The organism is Synechococcus sp. BIOS-E4-1 (genome assembly GCF_014279995.1).
Lineage (GTDB): Bacteria > Cyanobacteriota > Cyanobacteriia > PCC-6307 > Cyanobiaceae > Synechococcus_C.
The window spans coordinates 1,843,895-1,859,060 of the sequence record NZ_CP047935.1; the positions used below are offsets into that span (position 1 = coordinate 1,843,895).

20 protein-coding genes are annotated in these 15,166 nt (G+C 56.2%); 12 read left to right on the plus strand and 8 right to left on the minus strand.

Annotation, left to right across the window (positions count from 1 at the left end; translation table 11 throughout):
* Positions 1-75: 75 nt before the first annotated feature.
* On the minus strand, positions 76-624 hold the full coding sequence (locus tag SynBIOSE41_RS09960; RefSeq protein ID WP_186537709.1) for a ferritin: 549 nt from the start codon (positions 622-624) through the stop codon (positions 76-78).
* A gap of 275 nt (positions 625-899) precedes the next feature.
* Here SynBIOSE41_RS09960 and accD point away from each other — a divergent pair, with 275 nt between their 5' ends.
* From accD to SynBIOSE41_RS09995, 7 genes are all read left to right on the plus strand, one after another.
* Positions 900-1,781 carry an acetyl-CoA carboxylase, carboxyltransferase subunit beta gene (accD, locus tag SynBIOSE41_RS09965; RefSeq protein ID WP_186537710.1) on the plus strand — a complete coding sequence of 294 codons (882 nt, stop codon included), beginning with the start codon at positions 900-902 and terminating at the stop codon, positions 1,779-1,781.
* Entirely contained in the window at positions 1,778-2,173 is a 396-nt protein-coding gene (locus tag SynBIOSE41_RS09970; RefSeq protein WP_255475700.1) for a hypothetical protein, read from the plus strand. Before accD ends, SynBIOSE41_RS09970 begins: the two co-directional genes overlap by 4 nt.
* A 31-nt stretch (positions 2,174-2,204) precedes the next feature.
* Positions 2,205-3,284 (plus strand): Gfo/Idh/MocA family protein, encoded by a 1,080-nt coding sequence (locus SynBIOSE41_RS09975; RefSeq protein WP_186537711.1) that lies wholly within the window; start codon positions 2,205-2,207, stop codon positions 3,282-3,284.
* Between the two features lie 153 nt (positions 3,285-3,437).
* Positions 3,438-4,154, plus strand: coding sequence for a histidine phosphatase family protein (locus SynBIOSE41_RS09980; protein ID WP_186541072.1), 717 nt, complete (start codon positions 3,438-3,440; stop codon positions 4,152-4,154).
* A gap of 310 nt (positions 4,155-4,464) precedes the next feature.
* On the plus strand, positions 4,465-5,532 hold the full coding sequence (locus SynBIOSE41_RS09985) for a class I fructose-bisphosphate aldolase (RefSeq protein WP_186537712.1): 1,068 nt from the start codon (positions 4,465-4,467) through the stop codon (positions 5,530-5,532).
* Positions 5,533-5,659: 127 nt separating this feature from the next.
* Positions 5,660-6,733 (plus strand): class II fructose-bisphosphate aldolase, encoded by a 1,074-nt coding sequence (gene fba / locus SynBIOSE41_RS09990; protein WP_186537713.1) that lies wholly within the window; start codon positions 5,660-5,662, stop codon positions 6,731-6,733.
* Positions 6,734-7,056: 323 nt separating this feature from the next.
* Entirely contained in the window at positions 7,057-7,737 is a 681-nt protein-coding gene (locus SynBIOSE41_RS09995) for a TMEM175 family protein (protein WP_186537714.1), read from the plus strand.
* 10 nt (positions 7,738-7,747) lie between these two features.
* On the opposite strand, the gene SynBIOSE41_RS10000 is transcribed toward SynBIOSE41_RS09995, so the two are convergent.
* The 3 genes from SynBIOSE41_RS10000 to purS are packed head-to-tail and all read right to left on the minus strand — an operon-like array spanning position 7,748 to position 9,630.
* Positions 7,748-8,722: an LD-carboxypeptidase gene (locus tag SynBIOSE41_RS10000; protein WP_186537715.1), complete on the minus strand. Its 975-nt coding sequence runs from the start codon at positions 8,720-8,722 to the stop codon at positions 7,748-7,750.
* A 3-nt stretch (positions 8,723-8,725) separates the two neighbouring features.
* Positions 8,726-9,379 (minus strand): phosphoribosylformylglycinamidine synthase subunit PurQ, encoded by a 654-nt coding sequence (gene purQ / locus SynBIOSE41_RS10005; protein WP_186537716.1) that lies wholly within the window; start codon positions 9,377-9,379, stop codon positions 8,726-8,728.
* Positions 9,376-9,630, minus strand: coding sequence for a phosphoribosylformylglycinamidine synthase subunit PurS (gene purS / locus SynBIOSE41_RS10010; protein ID WP_066905461.1), 255 nt, complete (start codon positions 9,628-9,630; stop codon positions 9,376-9,378). The genes purQ and purS overlap by 4 nt, the downstream gene beginning before the upstream one ends.
* Before the next feature lie 67 nt (positions 9,631-9,697).
* On the opposite strand from purS, the gene SynBIOSE41_RS10015 reads away from it, so the two are divergent.
* On the plus strand, positions 9,698-10,081 hold the full coding sequence (locus tag SynBIOSE41_RS10015; protein WP_186537717.1) for a hypothetical protein: 384 nt from the start codon (positions 9,698-9,700) through the stop codon (positions 10,079-10,081).
* Here SynBIOSE41_RS10015 and SynBIOSE41_RS10020 read toward each other — a convergent pair whose 3' ends face one another.
* Positions 10,082-10,786, minus strand: a complete 705-nt coding sequence (locus SynBIOSE41_RS10020; protein WP_186537718.1) for an SDR family NAD(P)-dependent oxidoreductase — start codon at positions 10,784-10,786, stop codon at positions 10,082-10,084. It abuts the gene before it with no gap.
* A 74-nt stretch (positions 10,787-10,860) separates the two neighbouring features.
* On the opposite strand from SynBIOSE41_RS10020, the gene SynBIOSE41_RS10025 reads away from it, so the two are divergent.
* Positions 10,861-11,409 (plus strand): isoprenylcysteine carboxylmethyltransferase family protein, encoded by a 549-nt coding sequence (locus tag SynBIOSE41_RS10025; RefSeq protein WP_186537719.1) that lies wholly within the window; start codon positions 10,861-10,863, stop codon positions 11,407-11,409.
* Between the two features lie 69 nt (positions 11,410-11,478).
* Positions 11,479-12,087, plus strand: coding sequence for a hypothetical protein (locus SynBIOSE41_RS10030; protein WP_370594119.1), 609 nt, complete (start codon positions 11,479-11,481; stop codon positions 12,085-12,087).
* A 42-nt stretch (positions 12,088-12,129) separates the two neighbouring features.
* Here SynBIOSE41_RS10030 and SynBIOSE41_RS10035 read toward each other — a convergent pair whose 3' ends face one another.
* The 3 genes from SynBIOSE41_RS10035 to SynBIOSE41_RS10045 are packed head-to-tail and all read right to left on the minus strand — an operon-like array spanning position 12,130 to position 14,032.
* Positions 12,130-12,525 carry an MliC family protein gene (locus SynBIOSE41_RS10035; protein ID WP_255475701.1) on the minus strand — a complete coding sequence of 132 codons (396 nt, stop codon included), beginning with the start codon at positions 12,523-12,525 and terminating at the stop codon, positions 12,130-12,132.
* Positions 12,492-13,583, minus strand: a complete 1,092-nt coding sequence (gene cobW, locus SynBIOSE41_RS10040) for a cobalamin biosynthesis protein CobW (protein WP_186537720.1) — start codon at positions 13,581-13,583, stop codon at positions 12,492-12,494. The genes SynBIOSE41_RS10035 and cobW overlap by 34 nt, the downstream gene beginning before the upstream one ends.
* On the minus strand, positions 13,583-14,032 hold the full coding sequence (locus SynBIOSE41_RS10045) for a pentapeptide repeat-containing protein (RefSeq protein WP_255476044.1): 450 nt from the start codon (positions 14,030-14,032) through the stop codon (positions 13,583-13,585). Before SynBIOSE41_RS10045 ends, cobW begins: the two co-directional genes overlap by 1 nt.
* 168 nt (positions 14,033-14,200) lie before the next feature.
* Between SynBIOSE41_RS10045 and SynBIOSE41_RS10050 the strand changes: the two genes are divergently transcribed.
* Positions 14,201-14,818, plus strand: a complete 618-nt coding sequence (locus tag SynBIOSE41_RS10050) for a uracil phosphoribosyltransferase (RefSeq protein ID WP_186537722.1) — start codon at positions 14,201-14,203, stop codon at positions 14,816-14,818.
* A 24-nt stretch (positions 14,819-14,842) separates the two neighbouring features.
* Positions 14,843-15,139: a hypothetical protein gene (locus tag SynBIOSE41_RS10055; RefSeq protein WP_066905447.1), complete on the plus strand. Its 297-nt coding sequence runs from the start codon at positions 14,843-14,845 to the stop codon at positions 15,137-15,139.
* The last annotated feature ends 27 nt before the right edge of the window (positions 15,140-15,166 follow it).

The window sequence follows — 15,166 nt, forward strand, 5'->3', positions numbered from 1 at the left end:
GTTGAACCGGATCGGGCAGACAACGGGCTCAGTTATTCAGTTAAGAAGCATGGAATCTTCTGATTGCACTTTCAGTCAGGCAGCACCGCCGCCGCCAGCACCGGCAATGTCAAAGGCTCCTCCTGCTTTGACATTGGCAAGCAGAGTTCCGTCGAGGAACTGCTGGTCGAGCAGAATTAATGCAGAGGCACTGGAATCAGCAAGGCGCAAACGCTTCAGAACAAATCGGGCTTCTGCCTCTTCCTGCAACTGCTCGCCCACAAACCAATCGAGCATGGCTGTGGCAGCTCTGTCATTCTCCTTCTCACATAACGTGTAAATATTACTGATCGACTTAGTTACAGTTTTCTCCATTTCATACACCTTGTCAAAAAGTGCTTTAACGGATTGCCACTCCCTTTCGGGCGAGTCAATGGTAGGCAGCTGAACCTCACTTTCACTATCCACAAGATAGGAAATGAATCTTGAAGCGTGACCTCGCTCCTCGGTACTCTTATTGAGCATATAACTGGAAAAACCAATCAGATCTCTTTCGCGCAGCCAAATCGACATCGCAAGATATGTATGACTAGCTTGAAATTCAAGCGCAAGATGTTCATTAATTGCCGAAGTATGCGATGCCATAAAAAGAAAGCTGATAATTTTTTATAGACATGCCATTCCCAGCGAGCCCTAGAGCAAAGATTAAAAACCGCTTCCATCATGCAGCATGAGTAACAAATGCTACGCGTCAGCATCGTCTGTTTTGGCGCTCGATTTTGGGACTGGCCGTGCTCAGAACTCAGGTGAAAAAGTCGATCAGCATCAACTTGAAAAACGCTCCTCAGCGCGACAAGAAGCCGCGATGGCATGGTTCTTGACCTGGTCCGTCTTTAAATAGACCGGTCTGGAACGTCCCCGTGTCTCTTTTCGACTGGTTCGCTGATCGCCGCAAGGGTCAGTCCGTGGTCAAGGTCGCGCAGGAACCGGAGGAGGGGGATGGTCTCTGGAGCAAATGTCCTGAATGCTCCCAGGTGGTCTATCGCAAAGACCTTCTGGCCAATGCAAGCGTCTGCGGTAACTGCAGTTATCACCACCGCATCTTTAGTGCTGAACGAATCGCGATCATTGCCGACGAGGGCAGCTTTGAGCCGCTCGATGATGACCTGACTCCCACCGACCCACTGGGGTTCAAGGATCGACGTGCCTATGCCGATCGCCTGCGTGAAACCCAAGCCAGTACAGGACTTCGCGATGGCGTCATTACAGGGCTCTGCCGGGTGGACGACATACCCATGGCCCTCGCCGTGATGGATTTCCGCTTCATGGGGGGATCCATGGGTTCCGTGGTGGGGGAGAAAATCACCCGTCTGATTGAGGCGGCCACAGCCAAGCGCCTGCCGCTGCTGATCGTCTGTGCCTCAGGAGGTGCACGCATGCAGGAAGGCATGCTGAGCCTGATGCAGATGGCCAAGATTTCCGGTGCTCTGGAACGCCATCGGGAAGCCGGTGTGCTTTACATGCCACTGCTAACGCACCCCACAACGGGAGGCGTAACAGCGAGTTTCGCAATGCTCGGCGATTTGATCCTCGCCGAACCGAAGGCTCTGATCGGCTTTGCAGGTCGAAGAGTCATTGAACAAACCCTGCGGGAGAAGCTTCCCGACAACTTCCAGACGGCCGAATACCTTCAAGACCATGGCTTCGTTGACACAATCGTTCCGCGAACGCAGCTGAAAAACACCTTGGCAACACTCCTAAGCCTGCATGGCTGTCGTCCCGCGGTCACCGTCCAGACATGAATGGAAATCTGTTCAAACGAGTCGAACAGTGTCTGATATCAGCACTGTTGGCGATGCTGATCGTTGTGCTGGCCCAGCCTGTTGTCGCCGGTCCTGTTGATTGGCGTGAAGTGCCATCCACCAGCGAAGGGCAGCAGTGGTGGGATGCCGGAAGCGTCCGCAGAACGAAGGAGGGCAATGTGTCTGTTCTCAGTCGGTACAGCCTGAAAACAGAAGATGAGTCGCCTGCCCTGGGGACGCTTGTGGTGATGGAGATCGATTGTGATCAGTCGCTTTACCGTGACACTCAGAAGAACGGCCTGCCTCGATTTAGAGCTGAATGGGAAGCACCGTCCAAAGATGATCTGATCACCGAAGTCATCAACGCTGTCTGCAGTTCCGAACTGACCTGACTGCTTCCTTTCACCCGTCGCCCGGTTCACCATGGCTCCCAATCCGACACCTCAACTCCCGATTGGTGTTGCCATCGCCGGTCTCGGATTCGGCGAAGCGGTGCATCTGCCCGCTCTGCAGAACGTTTCCGAGCTGGAACCTGTCGCTCTCTGGCATCCTCGTCAGGATCGGCTGGATCAGGCCTGCAGCAACTTCGGGCTGACTGGCTACAGCCACTGGGACTCACTCCTCGAGGATTCCCAAGTCGATGCAGTCATCATTGCCACACCACCGGCCCCGCGTTATGAGCTGGCGAAACGAGCTCTGAAAGCAGGCAAGCATCTGCTGCTTGAGAAACCGGTCGCCCTGAACGCGGGGGAGGTGGCGGATCTGCAGCGCGAAGCCATCGGCAGAGGTCTCAGCGTTGCCGTTGACTTCGAATACAGAGCAGTTCCATTGTTTCAACAGGCAGCACGCCTTCTCCAGCAGGGAGCCGTGGGAACTCCCTGGCTCGTGAAACTGGACTGGTTGATGAGCAGCAGGGCCAATCCGCAACGAGCCTGGAACTGGTATTCGCAGGCACAAAAGGGGGGAGGCGTTCTCGGAGCTCTAGGGACCCATGCCTTTGACACATTGGCCTGGTTGATCGGTTCTGTGGGAGAACCACAGGCCATGACACGCACCGCCATTGAACGGCGACCTGATTCCGAAGGCAGCATGCGAGCCGTCGACGCTGACGACATTGCCCTGATCAATGTCGAATTAGTGACTCATCAGGGCGGGGCTGTAGCCGCACAGATGGCACTGTCGTCGGTTGCCCGCAATGGTCGTGGCTGCTGGATTGAGATCTACGGATCCGAAGGCAGTCTGGTTCTCGGAAGTGAAAACCAGAAGGATTATGTGCATGGTTTTTCCCTCACCCTGCAGAGAGATGGAGAAGCTCCTCGCAACGTCCAGCCGGATGAGGATCTGCGCTTCGGCACAACATGGAGTGATGGACGCGTGGCCCCTGTCGCTCGTCTGCAGCGCTGGTGGGCAGAAAGCATCCACAGCGGCCATCCGATGGTGCCCGGCCTCGCTGAGGGCCTGGCGAGTCAGCAAGCCTGTGAGAGGACTTTGTCGTCACGCTGATTGCCTAAGCACATAACGCGCGTCCAACTCCGTATCAACGGCAACTGCTTGGCGTGTCTTTAAAAAAGCCACGCATTTTTTAAATCGCTTTAATAAAAATAAATTTTTTGATCAATGCTCAAAAAAACAACTTGTTTTGCAGCGCTGCTCTTGATGGCGGCATGCTCATCTGGATCGGTCAGCGACGACTCATCCAAGGACAAGGAAAAAATCTCAGCCGATAGAAGTGAGGTCGAAGCCTACGAGCAGAACGACACCACCCTTTCGGGAGAACAGAACAACAAAGATTTCGTCAACAAACTCGACGACACTGACCTTGTCAGCGCTCTGAGAGATGGCGGCCATGTCATCTACCTCCGGCACACGAAAACCGTTAAGGATTGGGGTGATCAGGTCAGCCCCGCACTGAATCTTTCCGATTGCAACACTCAGCGGCGCCTGAGTACTGAAGGCAAGGCTGATGCCAAAGTCATCGGTGAAGGCATCAAGGCCGCAAACATTCCTATCGGAGATGTCATCTCAAGCGACTACTGCCGTGCCTACAACACTGCTGATCTCGCTTTCGGCAGATACACCAAGAATTCAAACCTGAATTTCCTGCCCTGTGTTGAGTGCACTCCGGACGATTACAAGGAATACGCCACGCGTGTCGCTCCTTTGATGTCCGCGCTGCCTGAGACCGGGAAAAACACTGTCCTCGTTGGACATGATGATCCTTTCCAGGGAGTGACCATGCCTGTCGTTCCGACCAATGGTATTTATCCAGCACCCATGGGCGTTGCCTACGTTGTGAAGCCACTTGGAGATGACAAATTCGAGTTGGTCGCCAAGATCCTTCCCAATCAGTGGGAGCCTCTCTCTCAACTTTGATTTGGCCTGATCCAGATTGAAGCTTCGAACAGCAAAAAGCCTGCTCCTCAAGGAGCCGGCTTTTTTTCGCCTCAGGGCAGTGAAAAACCAGCTTGTCCGAAGCGCGCGAACCACGAGCAGGAAATCAGCTGGAGCCGCAAGTCGTCAGTGGATCAAATCCCTTAGCCCAACTGCTAGCAAGCGGCAAGCCAACATTGGAGCGAAAATCAAATGTTGCAATAATTATGTAGCAAATCTCACTCAAAGGTGTAAACAGAGTGTCCTGGGCGTCCTTCTGGACCCCGAGACTCTCTCAATTCCGAAGAATCAAATGGCACTGTCTGATTATTCCTCCGAACTGATTGCAACCGCGCAATCCCTCGCCTCACCTGGCAAGGGAATTCTCGCTGTGGATGAATCCACCAAGACCATTGGCAAGCGCCTGGGCTCCATCGGAGTTGAGAACACCGAAGCCAATCGCCAGGCTTATCGCGGAATGCTCTTCACCACAGCCGGCCTCGGAGACTTCATCAGCGGCGCCATTCTCTACGAAGAGACCCTCTTCCAGAACCATGCCGACGGCGAGTCGATGGTGAGCAAGCTTGGAAAGCTGGGCATTATTCCCGGCATCAAGGTCGACAAGGGCCTGCGTCCGCTGGCAGGCGCTGGTTCGGTCGAAACCCTTTGCACTGGTCTGGACGGACTGGTCGAACGTGCAGCCGACTATTACGCCCAAGGTGCGCGTTTCGCCAAATGGCGCGCCGTTTTGCAGATCACTTCAGACGGCTGCCCCTCACCATTGTCTGTTCGGGAGAATGCCTGGGGCCTGGCTCGCTACGCCCGCTCAGTCCAGGAATCCGGCCTTGTTCCAATTGTGGAGCCAGAAATCCTGATGGATGGTGATCACACCATCGAAACCACGGCCCGAATTCAGGAGCACGTGATCCAGGAGGTTTATCACGCCTGTCAGGCCAACGGTGTTCTGCTCGAGGGAACGCTGCTGAAGCCTTCGATGACCGTGCAGGGCGCCGATTGCTCCGGCAAGGCTGATCCAGCCAAAGTCGCTGCGATGACTGTGCGCACTCTGGAACGCAGCGTCCCCGCAAGCGTTCCCGGCATCGTCTTCCTCTCTGGTGGCCTGAGCGAAGAAGCGGCATCGGTCTACCTGAACAACATGAACACCATTGAGCGCAAGGCGAAGTGGAATCTGGGCTTCTCCTACGGAAGAGCACTGCAGCACTCCTGCCTGAAGGGATGGGCAGGTACCAATCTCGAAGCTGGCCAGAAAGCACTGCTTGCACGTGCACAAGCCAACTCTGAGGCCTCACTCGGCCGCTATGTGCCCGGCTCCCAGCCCTCCTCCGACGAGCAACTGTTCGTAGCCGGCTACACCTATTGATTCATCATCACGTACAGCCTGTCGCCACTTCCGCGACAGACCTGCGTGACAAATTGAACGCCGCTCAGGTAAAGTCTCGGCCCTACGGACCTTTACGTCCGATAGGGCTTTTTTTTGGACTTTTTCTATGGCGCTCGTTCCGCTTCGGCTTCTGCTCGACCACGCTGCCGAAAACGGCTACGGCATCCCTGCATTCAACGTCAACAACCTTGAGCAGGTGCAGGCAATCATGGAAGCGGCCGACGAGACCGACAGCCCGGTCATCCTGCAGGCTTCCCGTGGCGCACGCAGCTATGCGGGTGAGATTTTTCTACGCCACCTGATCCTGGCCGCAACTGAAACCTATCCCCACATTCCAGTGGTGATGCATCAGGACCATGGCAATGCCCCTGATACCTGCTACTCGGCGGCCATCAATGGATTCACTTCCGTGATGATGGATGGATCACTGGAAGCTGACGCCAAAACACCCGCCAGTTACGACTACAACGTTTCAGTGACCAAGCAGGTTGTTGATTTTGCCCACTCCGTTGGCGTGAGTGTCGAAGGTGAACTGGGATGCCTGGGTTCACTGGAGACCGGAAAAGGCGAAGCCGAAGATGGCCATGGCTTCGAGGGTGAACTCTCCAAGGACATGCTTCTCACCGATCCAGCAGAAGCCGCAGATTTCGTGGCCAAAACCAAGTGCGATGCTCTGGCCATCGCGATCGGCACCAGCCATGGAGCTTACAAATTCACCCGCAAACCCACCGGTGAAGTGCTGGCCATCAGCCGAATCGCTGAGATTCACAAGGCCATTCCTAACACTCACCTGGTGATGCACGGATCCTCCTCAGTGCCCCAGGAGTGGCTGGAGATGATTAACAAGCATGGCGGTTCAATCCCTGAAACCTATGGAGTGCCTGTTGAGGAAATCCAGGAAGGGATTCGCAACGGTGTTCGCAAAGTGAACATCGACACCGACAATCGCCTTGCTTTCACAGCCGCAGTACGTGAGGCTGCGATCGCTGATCCAGCTAATTTTGACCCCCGCCATTTCAACAAGCCTGCTCGCAAATACATGAAGCAGGTCTGCCTTGACCGCTATCAGCAGTTCTGGGCAGCAGGCAATGCCAGCAAAATTCAACAGCAGAGCATCACCTACTACGCCGGCCTCTACGCCAAGGGTGCACTGGATCCCAAAGCTGCTGTTGCTGTCTAATCAACTTGATTGCACAATTTGCATCGCAAAGGGGCCATCAGGCCCTTTTTTTGGACTTTCATCGATCATTTCAAAGCCTCAGACAGGTCTGACTTGCTCAATCATCATTAATTAGCGTAAAAAAAGTGATTCAAGAAGACAAGCAATCCGACGCATTTCATCCACTCAATAACCATCAAAATGCCCCTTTCAAGAAAAGGAGCAGAAGCTTAAAAAAACATACTCACAAAATCCGACTCAACAAAAGAGCAATCCATAGCCAATAAGGCGCAGAGTTCATCATGAGGCGCGCTCTACCATGGAAATCCAGTGGTCACTTTCGAATGGACGGCGTTCAAAATCCAATCTCGCCTGCCGAGCGACGATCATTCGATCGATTAATCAATTTCACGGATGCTGTTGTTGCAATCGCCATTACCCTTCAGCTGCTTCCACTTGTTGACATTAAAGCGACTGATGGAGAGTCAATGTGGAAACTAATCAGCGATAACTCATCTCAAATTTTTGCTTTTTGGCTTAGCTTTTTAATCCTTTCCGTACTCTGGCTCAAGCACAATCAGGTCTTCAATTCGATGAGGGCTTTTGATGGAACGATTTTCTGGTTGAATTCAATTTGGATGGCATTGATTGTCTTTCTACCCTGGCCTACAGCACTTTACGGTTCCTTGAATGATGGCCAGCTAACTGAATCGCAGGGAATTGGTCTTTTTTACTGGTGGACACTCGCCCTGATCAGCGGCATTGGATGGCTTGTGGCAATCCATGCATGGCAAAAGCCGGAGCTGTTAGAGCAGTCAGTACTCCTGGAGAGGAGCGAAAACTCTGGACTCAAAAAATATCGTGGTGCAGGCTTCGTTGCAGCTTTTCTATTGATTGGTCTTGCTGCTGAATTTTCGCCTCAGCTGACTCCCTATCTGATTATTGGAATTATTCCGATGGACTTGCTGCTGAGAAAAAGATCAGGACGCAAAAGCAGACAGATTGATGTAGGCGACAGCATCTGAAAGAAACCCTTCAGGCCTGCAGTGTGAGTTGTCCTGATTGTGCGTTCAGCAGTGCTTCGCGTCCCAGAGGAAGTGCCAGGTTCGGTAAACCATGGCCAAGAGGAAGATCCATCACCAGAGGCACGCCGAGATCACTCAGGCGTTCCTCAAGGATTTCCGCCATGGAGAAATCTCCAGGCAGAACGTCGTCTTCCTTCCAACTAAAGCGACCACATGCCACTCCAGCCAAACCTTTGAACAGTCCTGCGCTGCGCCATTGGGTGAGCATGCGATCCACTCGATAGGGCGCCTCGCCCACATCCTCCAGCACCAGAATCGCTCCCTTGAGCGAGGGGAACCAGCGGGTACCAATCAAATGGGTGGCGACCGTGAGGTTGGTCACCACCAGTCGCCCCCGTGCCATGCCACCGCGTAACCCTCGTCCTTGGAGGGGTTGTGTCGGTCGTCCGCTCAGCAGATCAACCGTGCGTTGCCACTGTTTCTCAACGCCCCAGGCAGAGCCATGGATGGCTCCCAGCAGACCGGCCTGCCACTGGGCGAGCAGCAGGGCACTGCTGTCAGAGAAACCCAAAGACCAGAAAGGTCGCTCGGGAAACCGCAAACCAGACTCAAGCACCCGCGCAGCACCCCAGCCACCTCCCACATAAACAACACCATCGAGAGTTGGATCGTTCCAGGCCTCTTCGATCGACGCACGTCGTTGCGCATCAGTGGCAGAAAACCATTGCCACTGGCCTCTAACGCTTTCTGGAATTTCGAGAGCCCAGCCTTGGGCGGCGCATCGCTGAAGCAATGGCGTGAAATCTGTCTCAGGATCCATCCAGGTGCCTGGATTGATGGCTCTAAGCCGGGAACCTCGGCGAAGTGGAGGCACTGGCCGAGGTTGACGCGAACTGGAAGCGGCTTTGAGATGGCCTTCAGCAAAAGACACAGCAACTCCTGAGCCGGCGGAGAGAGCCAGCGCCAGAAGAGAACGACGACGCATGGGTCAGGAGAGCAGCGCTTCCAGGATGGCTCGACCTGCCGTTCCTCCCGTCTGCTGATCACAGGCACGCTCAGGATGAGGCATCAGTCCGAGCACCGAACCGGATGCATTGGTGATACCGGCGATATCGCCCACGGAGCCATTGGGATTCACGCAGTACTGGAGAGCAATGGCATCGTCATCTTGAAGCTGCTTGAGCGTGTCATCGCTGCATTGGTAACGCCCTTCGCCGTGGGCAATCGGCAAGTAAAACTGACTGCCACGACCACGGGAGGACAGCCATGGAGAGCGATCACTCACGACAGAAAGAGCGGTGTCTTCACAGATGAAGTGAAGATCACGGTTACGGGTGAGCGCTCCAGGCAGCAGTCCCAGTTCTGTCAACACCTGGAAACCATTGCAGATGCCAAGCACCCGTCCACCGGATGAGGCGAAACCGAGCAGCGATTCAAGGACCGGAGCAAACCGGGCTATCGCGCCGCAGCGCAGATAGTCCCCATAACTGAAGCCACCGGGAAGAACAACTGCAGCAAGGCCACTCAGGTCCCGTTCCTCATGCCAGAGGTAACGCGTGGGCATCCCCAGGCAGCCCTCGGTGGCCCAGCGAACATCACGGTCGCAGTTCGATCCTGGAAAAACGACAACCCCGATGGTCATGGCTGGGTCAGCTCAAGAGTCCAGTTCTCGATCACGGGATTGGCCAGCAGCCGATCACTGAGCAGCTCCAGGTTGCGACGTGCTTCCGCCTCATCAGACGCCTCCAACTCCAGCTCCACTGCCTTGCCGATGCGCAGTCGCTCCACACCATCCACACCGAGGCGGGACGCGGCAGCCCTGGCAGCTTCACCGGCTGGGTCGAGAACCGATGGGCGCAGGTGCACCAGAACGCGGGCTTGGTAACGCGGCACGGGCTCCGAGCGGCAATTGTTAAATATTGACAGGCCAGGGGACCGCTTTCTTTCCACGAAATGCAGGTTGAAGAAAGCCCCTTGCCGCAACGGCCAGTCCGTGCCCCATCCACTGGCTTCCCTTATCCGCTCACTGAGCCAAACCAGCCTGCTGGTTGCGGCGGGACTTGGCATGGCAGCACCTGCCAGACCAGCCGTCAGCGTGCCTGTTGAATGCAGGCAACAGCATCAGGAGTGGCAGAACTGTCGGTACGAAAGCGATCAACCTGGAAGGAGCTGGCAGCTGGCGTTCGAAAACAACACTGTGCGCTTCTACCATGACGGCAGCGGTCGCATGAAGATGCAGCTGAATGACAATGGCGACTGGACAGGCGTTCAGGCCCGTTGGATCGCGGAACGAACGCTCTGCTGGAACGACGTTTGTGCCCGAGGAGAGATCCCTCTGGATTGATCAGCGCTCAAGCGATGCATTAACAGCGCACTCAAAGGGGACTGCCGCCGATGGGAGCGTCAGCAGATGCGCGCAGAGGCTGGCCAGATCCTCGGGCTGGGTCATCTGCTCAGGAGGCATCGTCTTGACCCCTGCAGCCATCCGGGTATTCACCCAACCGGGACAGACGGCGGTCACGCGAATGCCGTTCTCCCACCCCTCGTTGCGCATGGTCTGGCAAAGGCCCATCAATGCGAATTTGGAAGCGGTATATCCAGCAAGCGAACCTTTGGACCTCTTGCCGCTCATCGAAACCAGCACCTGAATCCGACCCCGTCCGGAGTCAACGAGGGCTGACCAGGCAGCTCGGGTCAACCACCAGGGACCCATCACGTTCACCTTCCAGAGTTCATCCGGTTCAGACTGTTGCTCCTCACTGAACAGCAGGGGCGTGCGACGCAGGATTCCGGCGCAGTGGATGAGCGTGTCCAGGGATCCAAACCGGTTCAGGGTTGCCTCGACGACCCGTTGAGCATTCTCAGGAACGCGAGCGTCATAGGGGCATGACATGAGGCGGGCTGGAGCTTGCGCTGGATCCAGATCAGTTCCCAGCAAGGCCTCGGGATCCCGCACTGCCAGGCAGAGCTGATGACCCTGATCGATCAGCCTGCGAGCCACCGCAGCTCCAATCCCCCGGTTGGAACCTGTGATCACAACGGTTCTCATCTTTCATGGGAGGTCAGGATTGGAGCATGGTCCCATCGACGGGACAGCCTTTGCAGTAGTGGAGCCACCCCGCCGTGACCGACTGGAAAGACGCTTTCACAGGCTGGGGACTGAGCTGGGACGGATGGATCAACAACCGGCGCGGTGAGTGGTGGTTGCTGGCGCAGCTGGCCCTGATCACCTGCCATCTGTTGCCCGCCTGGCCCAAGCCTGAGTTCTTCGGGATCAGCTGGCCTCTTGCTGCTCAACTCACGGGCCTGATCATCCTGGCCATCGGACTGGGCCTGGCCGTCCAGGGATTTCTGACGCTGGGGCCCAGCCTTTCTCCCTTACCAGATCCGAAACCGGGAGCCGTTCTGATCACAACAGGGGTCTATGCAAGCTGCCGGCATCCCCTCTACCGAGCGGTACTGGTCTGTTCTCTGGGAGTGGTGATCGCTTTGGCAAGCCTGTTCCATCTTCTGCTCTTTCTCGCTCTGGTCTCTGTGCTGACAGGCAAGGCCCGACGCGAGGAGCGCGCACTGCTTCGAATGCTTCCCTCCTATGCGGACTACATGAAAACGACGGCGGCCATCGTCGCCCATTGCCCGGGGTTGGACTGGCGCCGACTCGAGGCCAGCTGAACAACCGTTTATTCATTCATCAAGCGATAATCATCCCCCTTAGGAAAGGCACGTTTTTCTGCCAACGGGATGCAAATCGCCAGAACTCGTTTTCTGTTCAGCAGCCTGCTCTCAGGTCTGACCCTGGCCCTGGTCCTGGCAGGGACAGGTTTGATGCCTGAAGCAAGGGCTGAAGCCAAACCGTTCAAACGCCAGTCCTTGATGGCCTTGCTTGAACCTGTAGCACCGAAGCCAGATCCTGTCCCCACCCTCGTTCTGGAACGCACCGATCGGCGACTGCAGACGACCGGAGACCCCATCTGGGACCTCAAGATTGAGATTCCGGGTGAACCGCTGCGACGGTTCGATGCCCTCAGTGGCCGGGCGAACCGACAGAACGCCAATCGTGACCAGCTCGGTAGCCGTGCTCCCCTGCCCATCGGCCGTTACAGCGTGGGGGTCGTCGAACCCCTGATCGATGGTGATTACCCCGAGCTTGGTCCTGTCTGGATCGGTATTGAACCCACCTTCACAACCGGTCGCAGAGTGCTGGGGATCCACCTGGATCCCAGCGCAGGACTTCAGAATGCCAACAGCGGCACTCTCGGCTGCATCGGACTGGTGAATAGGTCCGACATGCTCGAGCTGGCTCAACTGATTGAACGCAGCGGCGCCGATCGACTGGAAGTCCGTGATTGAAGGCTCTATCGCCTAGAACCAGGCTGTTCGCGCCGCCGGGTTCTAGGTCACTGAATCACAGTCCTTCAACGTGACATTCCACTTGCCATGAGAGTCGCGCTGCTGAAGGAAACCGCTGTTGCCTTTGATCCACCAGGTGAACTCGCTGTCAGCACTGAATCGGGCTCCTGATGCCGAGGAAATCTGCGGCAAAGTGAGCTGACGACCATCCGGCAGTCGCAGACGCACAAACGCCAGAGAACCATCGCGAAGCCCGTAGTAGGTCGCCTCAAGCTGCTCACCACCGCTGCAGCGGTAGCTCGCGCTTGACGCCTTTTGAAGACTGAGCTCTTCGGCCTTGAGGCACAGCAGTGAGCTTGAGAATCCCCCGAGAAGAGCTGCTGCTGCAAGACAACGCAACACGATCAAACTCCCTGGAGACAGCTTTTTTGCAGACACCTTTCCAGTCGCTGAGTGGAATCGTTCTGCAAACCGATCACCACCAACTCCAGACCTTGGGATCCTGCGGGTTTCCAGGCCTCTGATGGCGCCGACTCAAACCAGCTCTCAAGACGAGGACCCACCATCTGGATCTGAAGAGGCAGGGTTTTTCCCTCAATCCAGAGCCGTCCCTTGAGTCGAATCACATCGTGGTCGATCACGAAACTTTTGAGCAGCTGTTCGAGCTGATCACGCTTGAAACCTGCCTCCAGTCGAATCTGACCACTCACAGCCTCCACATGGGTGTGATCGTGATGGCCATGATGAGCGTGGTTATGGCCATGGCTTTGATGTTGATGGTCATCGTCAACGGGCGTGGATTCCTCCTGTGAAATCTCCATCCCCAGCACGAGCGCTGGATCGACAACGCCACGAGTGATGGCCAGGGTGACCGCTCCCGACCTCAACCGTTCAGCAAGCTGACGTTGTACGGACTCCATCTGGGGGACATCGAGACGATCAGATCGACTGATCAGTACAAGATCTGCAGCTTCGAGCTGATCACTAAACAACTCGTCGATAGCTGTGAGGTGATCCAGATTGGGGTCCTGCTCACGCTGACGTTCGAGGGCTGCGGGATCGCCAACAGGGCTTCCTGCACTGAGGGCTTCCCCATCGACAACGGTGACCACTCCGTTCACGTGCACACGCTTACGGATGGCTGGCCACTCAAGAGCCTGTAACAACGGTCTGGGCAGCGCCAGGCCACTGGTTTCCACAACGATTCCATCGAGCTGATCAGAACGCTGCAGCAATGTCTCCATCGTCGGCAGGAAGTCGTCCTGAACTGTGCAGCACAAACAGCCGTTGTTGAGCTCCACCAACCGACCGTCAATCTCGTCGTCAGGACAGAAGCCACAGCTTCGAATCAGATCGCCATCGAGCCCGACCGTGCCAAATTCATTGACCATCACCGCCAGCCTCTGGCCGCTGTTCACAAGTAGATGTCGAAGAAGAGTTGTCTTCCCGGCTCCAAGAAAGCCTGTGATCACGGTGACAGGTAGTCGTGAAGGCATCAGCGACACCCCAGGGTGTCACGGGTGCTGAGACCACTGCGACTGTTGACACCCGTGGCCCTGCCGCACAAGGCCTTGAGCTGGGGAAGGTCGATCACAGCATTGGTGAAATCCGTTCCTTCGATTTCAGCATCGGTGAAGCGACTCTGCATCAGCATCGCGTTGGTGAAATTGGCATCGCGCAAATCAGCTCCGTCAAAGCGGCTTGAAAAGGCAACGACATCCTCAAGATCAGCTCCCCGAAGATCAGCTCCCTGGAGCTGCGAGGTATTGATCACAGCACCACGCAAATCGGTCTCGCTGAGATTCACCTCACGCAGATCGGCTTTGAGGAATTCCTTCTCTTTGAGATCGCGTCCATGCATATCGGCTGTGATGTCCTGAACAGCCCGTTGCCCGCGCAGCTCCGGAGCCGTAATCGCTTCAGCAGCGCCACCAGCAAAAACCATTGCGGTAACGACAAGCAGCCCACAGACAAATGAAGCGATGCAGCGGCGGGCAACAGAGCGGAATAAAGCAGACAAGACCATGGTGAATGAACGCTCGACAGGTGCCTGGGAACAACTGCCGTAACTTGAGCGGTCACGATATGGCAGACGACTGCCCAGCCACGCGTCATGGCCAAGACTCTCCGGGTGGTGGTACCGCCCCATCCCCTGATCGCCCACTGGCTGACCATGCTCAGGCATGAGGGAACTCCACCGGCTTTGTTCAGAACAGCCATGGAGGAGCTCGGTCGCTGGCTCAGCTACGAAGCGATGCGTGACTGGCTGCCTCATCGCAAGGATCTGGTGAAAACCCCACTGGGGAGCACGGAGGGAACCGTGATTGAGGCAGCAGTTCCACTGCTGGCGGTTCCGATGTTTCCTGGAGGCCTCCACCTCTGGGAAGGTGCCCGCCAGGTACTGCCAAGCGCCGAACTCTGCCTGGGAGGACTGCCGGAAACGATTGAGGCCCAGGCAGGCGTGGTGATGTTTCTGGATCAGATCCGTCGTGGCGATGAGCTGATCGACCTGCTTCAGCGTCTGGAGCAGCTGGGCGTTGAAGCGCCGAGACTGCGTGTGATCACAGCACTCTCCGCCAGCCCTGGACTGAAGCGAATCGGTGAGTCCTACCCGGAGATCACGATCCACACAGGCTGCATCGATGCCGAACTCGATGAGCAAGAAAGGATCCTTCCAGGAATCGGTGATCCCCTGCAAAGACTGGGAATCAGAACAGCTCAGCCGAACTAGGCTGAACACATTCAATGGAAGCCCATGGCGCGGCAGCAGGACTCTGCATCAGGAACCCTGGCCACCCTGGTCAGTGGCGCCGTTCTGGGAGCGGCTGGATTCGGTTGGTGGCTGCTCTCCGAGGCAGACCGCCGTCGTCGTATTCGCAACCAGCGCTCGATGCTTTATGCACCGCGCATGCAGGACGGTAGTGAGGCATTCAGCGCCGGGAACCGACCTGAGCCTGATTCCGATAGTCACCTTGAAGCCCGTGTCGAGCAGCTGAATTCGGCGATTGCAGATGTGCGCCGTCAACTTGAAGATCTCGGCTCCAGGCAGTGACAGAGCGGCCGGTAGGTTGACCGGAGT

Excerpts from the sequence above, each read along its gene's own strand:
- SynBIOSE41_RS09960 (WP_186537709.1), bottom strand. The coding sequence starts at position 624 with ATGGCATCGCATACTTCGGCAATTAATGAACATCTTGCGCTTGAATTT.
- SynBIOSE41_RS09970 (WP_255475700.1), top strand. The coding sequence starts at position 1,778 with ATGAATGGAAATCTGTTCAAACGAGTCGAACAGTGTCTGATATCAGCA.
- SynBIOSE41_RS09975 (WP_186537711.1), top strand. The coding sequence starts at position 2,205 with ATGGCTCCCAATCCGACACCTCAACTCCCGATTGGTGTTGCCATCGCC.
- SynBIOSE41_RS09980 (WP_186541072.1), top strand. The coding sequence starts at position 3,438 with ATGGCGGCATGCTCATCTGGATCGGTCAGCGACGACTCATCCAAGGAC.
- SynBIOSE41_RS09985 (WP_186537712.1), top strand. The coding sequence starts at position 4,465 with ATGGCACTGTCTGATTATTCCTCCGAACTGATTGCAACCGCGCAATCC.
- fba (WP_186537713.1), top strand. The coding sequence starts at position 5,660 with ATGGCGCTCGTTCCGCTTCGGCTTCTGCTCGACCACGCTGCCGAAAAC.
- SynBIOSE41_RS09995 (WP_186537714.1), top strand. The coding sequence starts at position 7,057 with ATGGACGGCGTTCAAAATCCAATCTCGCCTGCCGAGCGACGATCATTC.
- SynBIOSE41_RS10000 (WP_186537715.1), bottom strand. The coding sequence starts at position 8,722 with ATGCGTCGTCGTTCTCTTCTGGCGCTGGCTCTCTCCGCCGGCTCAGGA.
- purQ (WP_186537716.1), bottom strand. The coding sequence starts at position 9,379 with ATGACCATCGGGGTTGTCGTTTTTCCAGGATCGAACTGCGACCGTGAT.
- SynBIOSE41_RS10020 (WP_186537718.1), bottom strand. The coding sequence starts at position 10,786 with ATGAGAACCGTTGTGATCACAGGTTCCAACCGGGGGATTGGAGCTGCG.
- SynBIOSE41_RS10030 (WP_370594119.1), top strand. The coding sequence starts at position 11,479 with ATGCAAATCGCCAGAACTCGTTTTCTGTTCAGCAGCCTGCTCTCAGGT.
- cobW (WP_186537720.1), bottom strand. The coding sequence starts at position 13,583 with ATGCCTTCACGACTACCTGTCACCGTGATCACAGGCTTTCTTGGAGCC.
- SynBIOSE41_RS10045 (WP_255476044.1), bottom strand. The coding sequence starts at position 14,032 with ATGGTTTTTGCTGGTGGCGCTGCTGAAGCGATTACGGCTCCGGAGCTG.
- SynBIOSE41_RS10050 (WP_186537722.1), top strand. The coding sequence starts at position 14,201 with ATGGCCAAGACTCTCCGGGTGGTGGTACCGCCCCATCCCCTGATCGCC.
- SynBIOSE41_RS10055 (WP_066905447.1), top strand. The coding sequence starts at position 14,843 with ATGGCGCGGCAGCAGGACTCTGCATCAGGAACCCTGGCCACCCTGGTC.